Raw genomic sequence first — 13,006 nt, 5'->3', positions numbered from 1 at the left:
CAGAATAAAAATTCATATTCTACACGAAAAAATGGAAGGATACATCATCATTCTTCCATATCAAAAAGCTGTGTCGACAAGTAACGTTCCCCTGTATCCGGCAGGATGACTACAATATTTTTCCCCTGATTACCGGGACGTTTGGCAATTTGGGAAGCGGCGTAGACGGCGGCACCGGAGGAGATCCCCACCAGCAGACCTTCGGTTGCGGCCAGGCTGCGTGCAGTTTCAAATGCATGCCTGTTCTCTACCTGAAAAATCTCGTCCACAACCCCGAAATTAAAATTGGCCGGCACAAAATTGGCTCCAATTCCCTGAATCTGGTGTCCGCCCGGTTTGCCTCCCGATAAAACCGGAGAGTCCGCCGGTTCAACTGCAACGACCTGCACTTCAGGATTTCTGGCCTTCAGCACTTCGCCTACTCCGGTGATGGTGCCTCCCGTTCCTACACCCGCCACAAAAATATCCACTGCCCCTCCGGTATCCCTCCAGATTTCCTCTGCTGTAGTGTCACGGTGGATTTGCGGATTGGCCGGGTTGCTGAATTGCTGCAGGATGAACGAATGGGGGATGGCTGCAGCCAATTCTTCAGCTTTTTGAACCGCACCCAGCATTCCTTCCGCTCCCGGAGTCAGCACCAGTTCAGCTCCAAGCGCTCCGAGCAGCTTGCGGCGTTCCACGCTGAACGTCTCGGGCAGCACGATGATCAGTCTGTACCCGAGTGCTGCAGCGGCAAAAGCAAGACCAATTCCGGTATTTCCGCTGGTCGGTTCGATCAGCACCGAATCCTTGTGAATCAGCCCTTTGGCTTCGGCGTCTTGTATCATGGCATAGCCGATACGATCCTTAACGCTTCCTGCGGGATTGAAATATTCCAGCTTCCCGATTAATCTGGCCTCCACCTGATGACTCTTCGCATAATTCGCCAGCTCCAGCAGCGGCGTGTTTCCAATCAATTCGGTCAGATTCTTAGAAATATTAGGCATAGCTACCCCTCCAGGCAAGATTAGTCATAAGTAACTTTGTGCAAAATTCGTGTATATCATTAATTCCGGGGTTTTATTGCTGCCCCATGATCCATTGTCCCATATCGCTAAGCACCTGCTCGTCAACCATTCCAGGAGTATTATATTCCGCTGCAGTTCCCGCATCCTTGCCTTCGTAATTCACGAAGAAATGATTGAGGCCGGGGTAAAGCTTAAATGAAGCGGCGGCATCCCCCTTTAATACTTCTTTCCATAAGGAAAAGTCCGTTGTGGGGTAGACCTGAAAATCATCTCCCCCTTGCAGCACAAGTACCGGTTTGGTCAATTTGCGGGCCAGTTCAGCTGTATTATGCATATCCATCTCTTTGAAATAATAAGCCGGGATTTTAAAAACACTGGATGCCGTCTTAGCTTGTTCAAGCGTCATCGCAGCCAGTGCCTTCGCCTTGGTGAGTTCGGCGTTAACGGCTGCAGCGGCCTGCGCTTTGACCGGGTCGCCATCCGGGAGAGAATTGATGACCGCCATGTTCTGATCGTACATAATCTCCCACAGATTCCGCGGTGAGCCTGCCAGCAGGATCAATCCGGCGAATTTCCCGCCTTCAGAGTCGATTCTCGGAGCCAGCATTCCACCAAGGCTGTGACCTGCCAGATAGACCCGGGCGGAATCCATCCGCTGGTCTGCTTTGAGCAAATTAGCAGCAGCAACCGCATCATCCACCACTTCATCCTTAACATTTATCGTAGCTGCTGCTGCCCCCGTAAACTGCTCCGGATACGAGTAACTCCGCTTATCATACCGGAGTACTGCGATGCCCTGTTTGGCCAGACTATAGGCGATATCCCTAAACGGTTTGTAGCCAAGCACCGTTTCGTCACGGTCTGAAGCTCCCGAACCTTGGACGAGCACAACCGATGGTACAGGATGAGGCGAATTTGCGGGGAGGGTAAGCAGCCCCTTCAGCGGATGCGATGTTCCTGCACCAACGGTAACTTCCTCCTCTGTCACTCCCTCCGGGAGCTTAAGCTCCGGTGCAGCGGCAGACGGGGCAAGAGGGGAGAACCAGAGACCTGTAATTTTGCCATTGCTGTTGACGGTTATGGTGATGGCCAGGTCCCCTTTGGCAAAAGAGGCTGTGCTTTTAATTGTAATCTGCTCACCATCTTGATGGCTGGATAAGGAAGTCAGCTTGTTGTACGTTCCGTAGGGTTCCACTAGTCCTTCCCATGCCTGCTGGAGCTTCATCACCGGCATAGCTGTTTTTGCAGTCTTATCGAAATACCGCTGCCACAACTGTTCATATTTACCGGATGTCAGCAGGCCTGTGACAGTACCGGCATAATTTTGCGGCGAAATAACAGCTGCTTGACCAGCAGCGGAATCATAGGAACTGATCAAACCCATAGCATTGAACAACGAAAAGGGTACAAATACAAGATTCCCGCGAAGTATAACTTTCCCGTTAATCGCAAGCTTGTCCTTCCCGTTTATTACCGCTTCATTTGTCCCCACCTTAATGTCAAGCTGCTGTCCATTGCGGCTTAATTCCAGTTTTTTCTCTTTTTGTATGTAGACAACTTCCAAACCCAGAGCTTTACCTACCTTGCGGATAGGCACCATTAACACATTGCCGGTTATCAATGGAGCCTCATTGGCAGGAAATTGAAGCACTTCATTGTTCACACTGAAAATCACCTTAGGTTCTGCTCCGTGTACAGCAGGTGCCGGCCAAACCGACAAACCCAGCAGCAGGGAGGCCAGGAGCAGCGTTAATTTTTTACTCATGTTATTATCCCCTTTCAGATATCACATCCTTTTGGTATACGGATCACATGGGATATAGTTACAATTATTTCTTCGAATTATATAGAGTGAACTTAAGATCTTTACATTAGGGACTTCGTCGGGACTACGGAGAATGTTTGGGCTTCCGGCCGCTGCCCATCTGCAGATTTCTTGATTATTACCGCACTTCGTGGTGGAAATCCGCAGACTGCCTATGCTTTCGATGCGAGCTTTCCTACGGAAAGCTTTTAGGCGGACGCATTCGCTCCGTAAGTATCCAAACTTCCCCTCCATCCCTTTTCCCTTTTGTTAGTTTTTCAAGTTCACTCTATATAGCTTTTTCTTTCCTGCAGCCTAGCTTCCCATCCCCTGCAACGGCTTGTCCATGACAACCGGCTAAAAAACGCGATCTCTGGCATTTCTGCCCAAAGACCGCGCTACGTGCTGTAACTAGATGAAACAAGCGCTCAAAATAATTACCAGCAAAATGTAAAGCACCAGAATTGCACTTGTTGAAGTGAACGGGCTTACAACAGGACCCTTATTAGCGCCGCCTACATTACCGCCATACCCGCAATCTGCACCCATGAGACTACCTCCTTTAAAGAAGATCACTACACACCAATATATGTACCCTCGCCTCTTATAGATTGGGCTTAAAGGTTTATATTTAGGCCATCACTTCTGAATATCGAAGCCAAAAAGCATCCTGTCTCCCTATGCGAAGGCTTGACAGGATGCTGTGCATTAATCGGAAACCAGAATTCCGTCAAAGCTCTCTACAGGATCGGTAGATAAAGTTCCTCTCACTATTCTAATCGTAATACCTGCCAGAGCCAGGGGAAGCTGTATAGAGATGGTTCCCTTAAGCAGCACACGCGGATTTGTCGTAATCCCTTCAGTGATCAGGCCAATCTGGCCGAACAGTTGAGGGGTGTTGATGACCAGAATCGGAATCGCAATGGAATTGGCGGTACTGGCATTCTGCGATGTTCTCGCATCCAAATATGTTCCCATATAGCACCCCCTTTCCTTCTCTATGGTATGAAAAAAACCTATGCATTGCTTGGTCTTCTGGCCTGCGGACACTGCCTAAACCAGATTGCCGGCCCCCTGCCGGTAACCGGATATACCATGCCTGTCAGTCCTTGGTTGAGCCTTCCCTTTTATTGAACGCCAGTTCGAACAGCCCGGTAGCCGACAATCCTGCAAGTCCCCCGGCCCACAGACGCAAAATCAGATTCATATCTGTAAAAGGGTACGCAACAGCACCTACAAACAGGCCGATAACGAGTCCAACCGCCGGAACCAGATTGCGCGGAAGGCTCACGGTGGTCTTGACCAGTTGAACCAAGGCTAAGACAAAAACCGCCAGTACGGAAGCAAAAGCCAGCACATTATTCAGCGCCTCATTCACCATGCTCATCACACCTCCTTTTTAGATGCAAAGAGGCATCCGCCCCCCCCTGCTCCGATGACCCTGCTATACAGCCTGCGGTTCCATGGGACGCCTTCCCGGATCAATTCAGAGTGATTAGCTCTCTATATAGAATTCGCATTCTCCTATTCTGCTTGTGCTGTCCCCTATGGACTTGGTTTTCTTAATAGAATATTGCTGGCTCAAACGTTTTGGGAATATTAAGCAAAGAAAACTTGTGGTTTTCATATTTTTACCGTATCCTAGTTATAAATAACTACTTAGGAGGGTCTAATATCCTATGCCATCATATTATTTCAAAGAGTTGTGGACACCTCTAAGCTGGATAGGGATCAAATTTTTTCGTGACGACGAAGGTTATCTGTGGATAAAACGCTGGTCCAAACCACGTAAAAGATGGCGCTGACCCTTAAATTATGCCAACAGCTACAGCTTACAGCAGAAAAAATAAAACCTTTCTTCATATCTGGATGAATAGCACTCCAGTCCTATGAGAAAGGTTTATTTTGTATTCCACAATCTGCGGTCACCCGCAAGGTTATACAGAATGCATCATTGTGATTTTAGCAATGGCTTTCTTCATTATAAATGTTCTGCAACCGTTAAACCATTTAAATCTTTTCTTTTTAAAAATAGCACTTTAGTAGATTGCCCTGATCAGTGCAGTTCGATTATAATAGCAAAAAAACAGGAGGTTGAAATGGACGACTCCAGTAGAAAAGAACCATTCCGATATGTGATGAACCAGCCCATAGAATGCTGGCTTGAGCTTCCTGCGGGCAATTCCGGTCCGGGTGCCGGAAAATTAACAGAAGGCGTGCTGCTTGACCTCAGCCGTTCAGGCTGTAAGGTGCGCACCTCGCTGAACCTCCGCTTTACCGCCGGGGATACGAAGCTGATTATTCATTTCCAGCTGGCGGAAGACAAGCTGCAGTTCGAAGGCAGCGTGCGCTGGGGCTGGATGTTTGGGCTGGGCCAGTTCCAGTATGGAATCCGCCTGGATTTACAGGAAGCCGAAGAAGAACAACTGCTTAGGGAGCTTGAGATCTGGACGAACACGCGCAGAGCACAAGGATTGTAATTCGTCCGTCATTATAGATGCCCTCCCAGGAGGACGTCTTTTTGTGATGCGCCCGTTCAGTGGTTCAGCAGCAGGGTTAGTTTTCGATTCTCTTTTGAATCAGCAGTGAAATTACATAAACCAGTACGGCTCCAATAACGGCTTCGAAGAGGAACGGCCAGAAAAATACAGTTGGTGTACCGTATAGTCTCAACCCGCTGCTTACGGTCGAGGGATCAAAAACCTCAAAGCGGAATACGTTATCCAGAGCAGATATATAGGTTCCCCAGAACTGCTTCTCTAACAAGGACAATCCGTTCTCAACCACCATAAAAACTGCGATGGCAATCCAAATTGTGCCTTTTACCCGAAGGCTTGCAGCCAGTGTGAGGGCAAACATCAGGAGAATAAGTTCAAAGCCGGCAGTCCACAGGAGATTGAGCACACTCCATGATGCCACCGTCCAGAAATTCACCGGGAGAATATCTGTGGAATACACGAGAATATAAAGGCCAAAATGAATCGCAGCAATGGCCACAACAGCCAGCAGTAGAAACCAGAAGAGCAGCAGCGGCGAGAGCACACTCTGGACCGCAGGGACCGGCAGCAGCCGTCTGGCATAAGACCTTAAGTAACGGAAATAGCTGAAAAAAGCAAAGAGCAGCAGGGCGAAACTGAATCCGGCATACGTAAGAATATGGAGCGTGATTAGCTCAGCCCCCATTGAACTGTTAGTAAACCATATGCCGGCCTGGACCAGAAGCATAATTACAAAAATCGCAAGAATCCGCTCCCGTTTGCTTTTCAAATCATATTTTATCAGTTTCAGCATTCCGCATACACCTCTCTGAACAGTTCATCGACACTTTTGCCGCGTTGAAGCCGGAGATCCTCCACTTCACTATGCAGCACAAGCTCACCTTCCTTGATAAATATCACTTCGTCAAAAATCCGTTCGATGTCGGTTACGAGATGCGTGGAGAGCAGGATGGTGCTGTCTTCCTCATAGAACTCCATCAGTGCGTTAAGAATCTTGGTCCGGGCAACGGGGTCAACACCACCGATAGGCTCATCCATAATATATAATTTGGCCCGGCGCGAAAGTGCCATCGTCAGCTGCAGGCGTTCCCCCATCCCCTTGGATAATGTACGGACTTTATCCCGTTCACTAAGCTTCATGAATTCGAGCATCCGTTTCGCTTTGCCGGGATCGAAGTCAGGGTAGAAATCCTGCTGGAATCTGAGGGCATCCCCCACATTCATCCATGATTCGGTTAACGGGCGGTCCGGCATAAATGACACCAGTGATTTGCTCGGTTCGCCCACCGGGACGCCCATTACAGAAATCCTTCCCGAGGTTGGCCGGGCCAGCCCGGCTATGAGCTTCATCAGCGTAGTTTTGCCGCTGCCGTTGCTGCCGAGAAGTCCGACGATTTTACCGGCGCTGAGTCCGAAGGAGACCCCGCGCAGCGCATGCTTGGAGCCGTATTTTTTGGTCACATCCTGTACTTGAAGTATCCTGTCCACCGTGATAATCCCCCTATGGTTTCGTTCTTATTTCAATATTCTCAGCTACAGCCGCCAGGATCTCCTCACTCTGAAAACCCAGCTCCTGCATGCCGCGGATAAAACGGTCCAGCACATCCTGCGCCATCTCTTTTTTAATTGTCAGAATCGTCTGCTCATTTCCGGTTACATATCTGCCCATGCCGCGCCGGGTTTCCACGATTGTCTCACGCTCCAGTTCCTGAAAGGTTCTTTGCACCGTATTCGGATTAATCTGCAGTTCAGCGGCCAATTCACGTACGGAGGGGATTTTGTCGCCCGGCTTCAGCTTGCCCGTCACGATCTCCCCTTTCATATAATTCATGATCTGGAGGTAAATCGGCTGATTATTGTCAAATTCTATGGTCATCAGGCAACGTCCCTTCGTCTGAACACCATAAATCCCGTCAACAGAAACAGTAAGAAATATACAGCCAGCATGAGGATAGAGAATGGCAGAGTCATCCCCGGAAGCGGTGCCCCGCCACCTTCATAGGCGGCCAGATTCAAGTTGGGAAACAAAACATATTTATAGAAATCCCGGAAGATGACCAGATTGCTGATCGTCAAGGCAAACATCGAAATCCCTATGGTTACCCCGGTAGAAGTCGTCAATATCCCCAACATAAAAGCCAGTGTTGCGAACATAACCATATAGACGCTGTTATAAAGCACAGATGTGAGTACACCGCCAATTTCCAGGCCGCCTCCGCCATTTCCAAACCACAGCATACCGGAAGCATATACCGCTACTGCTGTTACAACAGTAAGGCTAAATGCATACAGGAGGACGGTCACAAATTTGGAGGCAAGAATGGCCGTTCGGCTGCGGGCACGGATCAGCAGGAACTTAATGGTTCCCTGGCTGTATTCCTTGGCGACAATTCCCGCTGTCCCGATAATGACCAGAATATTAAGGATCTGGCCGATGCCTGACGGCAGCAGCATTTCTGCCGCAAATTGCGGCCCGGAAGCAAACATATCTCCTGCAACCGAATGCACCACGTATCCTATTACAAACGGTATTCCAATCAATAGCCCGTAAGCGATGAAGAAGCTGCGTTTCTTCGATAATTTAAGCCACTCATTCAGCACCAGATCGATAAACTTACGCAATGCGGTTCCCTCCTGTCCATTTCAGGAATTCTTCTTCCAGACTTTGTTTGTTATCCATAATGCGGTAGACTCTGACTCCCGCCCCGCTGAATGCAGCTATGAGCTCAGGCACTTGATCGTCCGGCATGCTTACAAGAACTTCGGAGTTAGCTTCATCCGTGCGGATGATCTGCACTTCAGGCTGTTTATGGATCACAGCCAGGGCAGCTTCAAGCTTCCCTACCCTGATCGCCAGAGGGATCGCTCCTCCGGCTTGCACTTCTTCTCCGAGTGGTGTGACGGCGATCAGCCTGCCATTCTGAATGACTACTGCACGGTGGCATATCTGTTCAATCTCGGCAAGCATATGGCTGGAAATCAGGATGGAGATGCCTTCCACCTCTGCGATTCTCCGCATATAATCACGCATTTCCCGGATTCCCGCAGGGTCCAGCCCGTTCGTAGGCTCATCCAGAATCAACAGCTTGGGCGCATGCAGCAGTGCCTGGGCAATTCCAAGCCGCTGGCGCATCCCCAGGGAATAGGCTTTAACCTTTTTGCTCATAGCCTCCTGCAGGCCAACCAGCCGCACAACTTCATCAATCCTGGCATCCGTAATTCCGTCACTCATCCGCTGGTATTGCTTCAGGTTGTCATAACCTGTCATATGTGAATAGAACTCCGGATTCTCGATGATGGCACCAATATGAGCGATAGCCTTGTTGAAGTCGTTACGGATACTGTGCCCCTCAATAAGCACATCCCCTTCCGTCATCCGGATTAAGCCGGTCATCATGCGGATGGTCGTTGTTTTCCCGGCTCCATTGGGTCCCAGCAGCCCGACAATTTCCCCCTTGCAAATATCAAAGGACAGTTCGTTCACAATGGCCTTCCCTTTGATGATCTTGCTTACGCCTTGCATTTGCAGCACGATCGGCGTCTTCCCGTTACCTGCAGCTTCTGGTTGATCTTTGGTCTGATTCATAGCATCCTCCTGGATTGAAATCAAGAATGTCTTACAAAATATGCGGCGAGTGTCATATCGTGTTGGTGTGTTAGTTAAATAGTACACTGAGTCATGGAAATTGTAAAGTCCATTTACGCATACCTGCTGACCAGGTGCAGAACTGTCTTCCAGAAAGGTACTATTCACCAGGTGAACTGCCTTTTCTATTAATTAAAGACGGTAATCCAGTACACTCTATTAAATTTGCATATACTATCTTATCTAAAAGAGAAGGAGGTGCCATTATGGCCATCTATACAATCGGTGCAGTTTCCAATCTCGACCCGGATCTCGCATTGATCTCTACGTTCGTTCAGCTGCGCATTACAAACACAACCGCAGCAAGATTGGAACCCATCGTAGTTAATGCTTACAGCATTACTGATGCTGGTCCGGAAGGATTGGTTGAAACGTTGTATTTCACAACAACGTTTGGGATTGCAGCTCCGAGGGGTGTAGTTACTCTTGTTATTCCTACTACTGTAGCGAATTACACGATTACCGTTTCATCCCCCGGCGCAGCCGGGTTTGTAAGTGATATCTCCCTTTACGCTGCAGGCAGGGACGTTAACGGTTTTATTGTGCCTGAACAAACCTTCCCGTTTGGCGACTGGAAAGCTATCACTACCGTTTAAACAGCTCTTACCGGGGGCTGACCCGAAGCCATAAGATGGCTGCTTGGGTCAGCCCTTGCTGTTTTTGGACAGGATTGGCGGCAGGGCTTAAGCAAGAATCCGCGTCAGCAATGTTGCTCTTGCTCCCCGCTCAGGATCTCCAGTATTGCTGATGTTTGAGCAGTCAGCTGACTTACATCTTCAGACAACAGCCTCACTTGCTCTTGCAGCACATGTGCTTCATCCGTACCCTCCAGATAACGAGTGACAAAATGGAGGAACACATCAACTTTTCTAAGCAGCATCAGCACCGGGACCGCGTTGATTTCGGCTTCGGAGAGCCGGACCCGGCGGCTGAAGCCCCGGCAGAAATCCCGGACCGCCGTCTTTTCTTCCGCCTGGCCCAGCAGCCCGGACAGAATAACCGCAGGCTCCATGGCCCGCACATCGTAGGTGCAGAATTCAAAATCAAGCAGCGCGGCTACTTGCCGGTGATCTGAGGTCTTAAGCAGCAAATTCGATGCGTTCAAATCACCGTGCACCAGTTGATGCGGAAGCTCCTTGAGTCCGGCCAGAGAATCAGCGATTTGGTCATAGGCTGCGTACAGCAGCTTCAGCTCTTGGCCAAGGCCGGAAAAAGGGCGAGGCGGATTCTGACACAGCTCCCGTATTGCTGCATCACTACATAGCGGATATGCCTGCCGGAGCTCGTAATAGGGACGGTACACCGGAATCAGACCGGGCCTCAGATCAGCCAGAACAGCAGATAAGAATCCTGCCGACTCCCCAAAGGATTCAAAATACCCTGCCTCTTCCTCTGCAGGTGAATCCCCTTCTATGTAATGGAACATGCAGGCGAATTTATCGTCGGCATCCTTGAGTTTAACCAAAGTTTCTCCAGCCGGGGTTGAGACCGGCACAGGAACTTTAAAGGGTAATGACAGGTTTCCCAGCTTTTGCAGCACAGCGTGCTCGAATTCGATCTTGTCTCTGTCCCTGTGCGTATCATAGATACGCAGCACGGCGCGATGAGCACTATTTTCCACAAAATAAGTTGTATTATTCCAGCCGCCGCTCCGCTTCCGCAGCGTTCCATTCCACTCCGGCCAAACCTGGCTTACAATTGTATCCGTAGGCTTATGCCCCTCTCTTATTTGTTTTTGTAACGAATCTCCCGCAACCGGGTCTTATATATGTAAGGTGGTGAACATGTGGCCGATGTAGAGCAAATCTACGAGCAATATTTTCAGGATGTATACCTATTTGCGTTGTCTTTAAGCAGAGATCAACAGATTGCCGAGGAGATTACGCAAGAAACCTTTGCAAAAGCAGTGAAAAATATCGACCAGTTCAAAGGCAATTGTAAAATCAGCGTCTGGCTGTGTCAAATCGCCAAAAACACCTACTTCAAGTAGGAGCTTCTCTTGAGGGCTTTCCGATTTTTCCGCTATAATAAATTTCATATATTGATATAAGCAAAGGAAGGGATACTTATGGACGCTACCGTAACCAAACGCTGGCTGCTGGCCAGGCTCTATGAGCCGGAGCAGACGATTGTGGATTGCCGGTTTACACTGGGTAAACCCGAAGCAGGAAGAGAGAGCTATGAACAGGAGCATATCCCTGGTGCCGTTTATCTAGATCTGGAGCATGATTTGTCAAGCCCGGTGGAAGAACACGGCGGACGTCACCCGCTCCCTGACCCTCAGGTGCTTGCTGCCCGCCTGGCAAAGCTCGGAATCGGGAACGATTCCCGGATTGTCGCTTATGACGACGAGAGCGGAATGAATGCAGCACGGCTCTGGTGGCTGCTGCGCTACCTTGGGCATGAGAATGTATTCATTCTGGAAGGCGGCTTCAGCGCCTGGAAGGCTGAGAAGTTCCCGGTCACAGATCATCAGCCGGTACGGGTGCCGAGCACCTTTGCAACAAATATTCAGCTGCAAATGCTCGCAGATGTCGGTGAAGTTCGTCTCATATCGGAGCAGACAGCGGCTGCCGCCTCTTCCCCTCTTCCCCTGCCCTGCCGGTCCTGATCGACTCCCGCGCGGGTGAGCGCTATCAGGGCAAGGAAGAGACGCTGGACAAGAAAGCCGGACATATCCCCGGTGCGGTCAACTATTTCTGGAAAAACACACAGAATGAAGATGGAAGCTGCAAAAGCTCTGAGCAGCTGGAAGAGCATTTTGCCGGGCTGGACAAGGATGCCGAGATCATCGTCTATTGCGGCTCCGGCGTAACCGCCTGTCCGAATATACTGGCACTGGAGAAGGCCGGGTTCAAGAACGTTCGGCTGTATGCGGGGAGCTGGAGTGACTGGATTAGTTATGAGGAGAATCCTATAGCTACCGGGGAAGAGTAAAGGCAAAAAGCCCGCGTCGGACGCGGGCTTTTTGTGTTGGACTTTTATTAATGAAAGGTTCGTACAGAGTGCTGCAATCATCAGTGTCCACCAAAAGTTATAGTAATTAATAGTTTGTCTTATGACATATTCTATGGTATCTATTGTAAGACGAAGTACATAATGCAAATAAGGAGAGAGGTTATTTTATGTGGGATCGTAAGGAAATAAAGCGAAGGGCTAAGGATGTACTCCGCACATCGTATTGGAAGGCATTTGTGGTGAGTTTAATTCTGGTCATTCTCGGAGAAGGCTCAGGTCTCCCAAGCTTAAATAATTTGAGATCATCAGCCCGTTCAGAACTGCCCGGCTCCGGCCTGGATTTCGATTGGGGCGTGTTATGGCCTTTTGTTGTACTCGTATTATTCATAATTAGCATCATCGCAGTAATTGGAATTGCATTTCATATCCTGATCGGTACTCCGCTTACAGTAGGTTCATTGCGTTATTTCAAGCAATCTGCCGAAGGCGAAGTCCGAATGGGCAATATCGGCTATGCGTTTAACAAGGACCGGTATTGGGCTATCGTTCTTACCATGCTCTGGAGAGGTTTTTTGAATTTTTTATGGTTCCTGCTGCTGATCATTCCAGGAATAGTAAAATCCTATGCGTACAGTCAGGTCCCATACATCCTTGCGGACAATCCGAACATCGGGTATAACCGTGCAGTAGAATTAAGCAAGCAAATGACACACGGACATAAGTTCCGCATGTTTGTGCTTGATTTGAGTTTTCTTGGCTGGATTCTGCTTGGCCTGCTGGCACTCGGCATTGGCGTCTTATTTGTCCAGCCCTATATCAATGCCACGAAGGCTGAGCTTTACTTAGAATTACGCCATAATGCGCTTGTGTATAATTTGACAACAGAACACGAGCTCCGGCTGGCACAGATACCCTATTTTTAGAATCACATCTGCTATACATTAATACCAGGATAGTAACATTCGCCAATCCCTGTAGAGGTGTAACTTGGTAAATGTACCGCTTGGAGTCGAAGGGCTTCGGGCGGTTTTTTGCCATGCCTGCGAAATAATAAATAGAAACCATAAACCTGTTTTTTACGTAGTAATCATAT

Annotated in this window: 14 protein-coding genes and 1 pseudogene; 5 read left to right on the top strand and 10 right to left on the bottom strand. The window is 49.1% G+C overall.

Annotation, left to right across the window (positions count from 1 at the left end; genetic code table 11):
* Positions 1 to 47: 47 nt before the first annotated feature.
* The 4 genes from cysK to JI735_RS23425 all read right to left on the bottom strand — a co-directional run bounded on the left by cysK (position 48) and on the right by JI735_RS23425 (position 4,192).
* Positions 48 to 986, bottom strand: coding sequence for a cysteine synthase A (gene cysK / locus JI735_RS23440; RefSeq protein WP_039839053.1), 939 nt, complete (start codon positions 984 to 986; stop codon positions 48 to 50).
* A gap of 73 nt (positions 987 to 1,059) precedes the next feature.
* On the bottom strand, positions 1,060 to 2,772 hold the full coding sequence (locus JI735_RS23435; protein ID WP_051052277.1) for an alpha/beta fold hydrolase: 1,713 nt from the start codon (positions 2,770 to 2,772) through the stop codon (positions 1,060 to 1,062).
* Positions 2,773 to 3,519: 747 nt separating this feature from the next.
* A complete protein-coding gene (locus tag JI735_RS23430; protein ID WP_233476024.1) occupies positions 3,520 to 3,789 on the bottom strand; it encodes a hypothetical protein in 270 nt (89 codons plus the stop codon).
* A gap of 124 nt (positions 3,790 to 3,913) precedes the next feature.
* Positions 3,914 to 4,192, bottom strand: coding sequence for a holin (locus tag JI735_RS23425; protein WP_039839054.1), 279 nt, complete (start codon positions 4,190 to 4,192; stop codon positions 3,914 to 3,916).
* A 718-nt stretch (positions 4,193 to 4,910) separates the two neighbouring features.
* Here JI735_RS23425 and JI735_RS23420 point away from each other — a divergent pair.
* A complete protein-coding gene (locus tag JI735_RS23420) occupies positions 4,911 to 5,291 on the top strand; it encodes a PilZ domain-containing protein (RefSeq protein WP_020433309.1) in 381 nt (126 codons plus the stop codon).
* A 76-nt stretch (positions 5,292 to 5,367) separates the two neighbouring features.
* On the opposite strand, the gene JI735_RS23415 is transcribed toward JI735_RS23420, so the two are convergent.
* From JI735_RS23415 to JI735_RS23395, 5 genes are read right to left on the bottom strand one after another with little or no spacing between them, the layout of a single operon-like run.
* Positions 5,368 to 6,102 carry a hypothetical protein gene (locus tag JI735_RS23415; protein WP_039839055.1) on the bottom strand — a complete coding sequence of 245 codons (735 nt, stop codon included), beginning with the start codon at positions 6,100 to 6,102 and terminating at the stop codon, positions 5,368 to 5,370.
* On the bottom strand, positions 6,096 to 6,797 hold the full coding sequence (locus JI735_RS23410) for an ABC transporter ATP-binding protein (RefSeq protein WP_039839057.1): 702 nt from the start codon (positions 6,795 to 6,797) through the stop codon (positions 6,096 to 6,098). The genes JI735_RS23415 and JI735_RS23410 overlap by 7 nt, the downstream gene beginning before the upstream one ends.
* Positions 6,798 to 6,810: 13 nt before the next feature.
* Complete coding sequence (locus JI735_RS23405) at positions 6,811 to 7,185, bottom strand: GntR family transcriptional regulator (protein ID WP_025706860.1); 375 nt, start codon at positions 7,183 to 7,185, stop codon at positions 6,811 to 6,813.
* Positions 7,185 to 7,931: a DUF2705 family protein gene (locus tag JI735_RS23400; protein WP_039839059.1), complete on the bottom strand. Its 747-nt coding sequence runs from the start codon at positions 7,929 to 7,931 to the stop codon at positions 7,185 to 7,187. Before JI735_RS23400 ends, JI735_RS23405 begins: the two co-directional genes overlap by 1 nt.
* Complete coding sequence (locus tag JI735_RS23395) at positions 7,924 to 8,895, bottom strand: ABC transporter ATP-binding protein (protein WP_039839061.1); 972 nt, start codon at positions 8,893 to 8,895, stop codon at positions 7,924 to 7,926. Before JI735_RS23395 ends, JI735_RS23400 begins: the two co-directional genes overlap by 8 nt.
* 266 nt (positions 8,896 to 9,161) lie before the next feature.
* On the opposite strand from JI735_RS23395, the gene JI735_RS23390 reads away from it, so the two are divergent.
* Positions 9,162 to 9,551, top strand: coding sequence for a hypothetical protein (locus JI735_RS23390; RefSeq protein ID WP_039839063.1), 390 nt, complete (start codon positions 9,162 to 9,164; stop codon positions 9,549 to 9,551).
* 104 nt (positions 9,552 to 9,655) lie between these two features.
* On the opposite strand, the gene JI735_RS23385 is transcribed toward JI735_RS23390, so the two are convergent.
* Positions 9,656 to 10,684: a phosphotransferase gene (locus JI735_RS23385; RefSeq protein ID WP_051052278.1), complete on the bottom strand. Its 1,029-nt coding sequence runs from the start codon at positions 10,682 to 10,684 to the stop codon at positions 9,656 to 9,658.
* A 57-nt stretch (positions 10,685 to 10,741) separates the two neighbouring features.
* On the opposite strand from JI735_RS23385, the gene JI735_RS23380 reads away from it, so the two are divergent.
* From JI735_RS23380 to JI735_RS23370, 3 genes and pseudogenes are all read left to right on the top strand, one after another.
* Entirely contained in the window at positions 10,742 to 10,945 is a 204-nt protein-coding gene (locus tag JI735_RS23380) for an RNA polymerase sigma factor (protein WP_051052279.1), read from the top strand.
* Positions 10,946 to 11,023: 78 nt separating this feature from the next.
* Positions 11,024 to 11,892 (top strand): annotated as a pseudogene (locus JI735_RS23375) (sulfurtransferase).
* Between the two features lie 260 nt (positions 11,893 to 12,152).
* Positions 12,153 to 12,836 carry a DUF975 family protein gene (locus JI735_RS23370; RefSeq protein ID WP_202676484.1) on the top strand — a complete coding sequence of 228 codons (684 nt, stop codon included), beginning with the start codon at positions 12,153 to 12,155 and terminating at the stop codon, positions 12,834 to 12,836.
* Positions 12,837 to 13,006: the final 170 nt, after the last annotated feature.

Source organism: Paenibacillus sonchi (genome assembly GCF_016772475.1).
Lineage (GTDB): Bacteria > Bacillota > Bacilli > Paenibacillales > Paenibacillaceae > Paenibacillus_AQ > Paenibacillus_AQ sonchi.
This window is presented reverse-complemented; position numbering and strand designations above follow the sequence as displayed.

Excerpts from the sequence above, each read along its gene's own strand:
- cysK (WP_039839053.1), bottom strand. The coding sequence starts at position 986 with ATGCCTAATATTTCTAAGAATCTGACCGAATTGATTGGAAACACGCCG.
- JI735_RS23435 (WP_051052277.1), bottom strand. The coding sequence starts at position 2,772 with ATGAGTAAAAAATTAACGCTGCTCCTGGCCTCCCTGCTGCTGGGTTTG.
- JI735_RS23430 (WP_233476024.1), bottom strand. The coding sequence starts at position 3,789 with ATGGGAACATATTTGGATGCGAGAACATCGCAGAATGCCAGTACCGCC.
- JI735_RS23425 (WP_039839054.1), bottom strand. The coding sequence starts at position 4,192 with ATGGTGAATGAGGCGCTGAATAATGTGCTGGCTTTTGCTTCCGTACTG.
- JI735_RS23420 (WP_020433309.1), top strand. The coding sequence starts at position 4,911 with ATGGACGACTCCAGTAGAAAAGAACCATTCCGATATGTGATGAACCAG.
- JI735_RS23415 (WP_039839055.1), bottom strand. The coding sequence starts at position 6,102 with ATGCTGAAACTGATAAAATATGATTTGAAAAGCAAACGGGAGCGGATT.
- JI735_RS23405 (WP_025706860.1), bottom strand. The coding sequence starts at position 7,185 with ATGACCATAGAATTTGACAATAATCAGCCGATTTACCTCCAGATCATG.
- JI735_RS23395 (WP_039839061.1), bottom strand. The coding sequence starts at position 8,895 with ATGAATCAGACCAAAGATCAACCAGAAGCTGCAGGTAACGGGAAGACG.
- JI735_RS23390 (WP_039839063.1), top strand. The coding sequence starts at position 9,162 with ATGGCCATCTATACAATCGGTGCAGTTTCCAATCTCGACCCGGATCTC.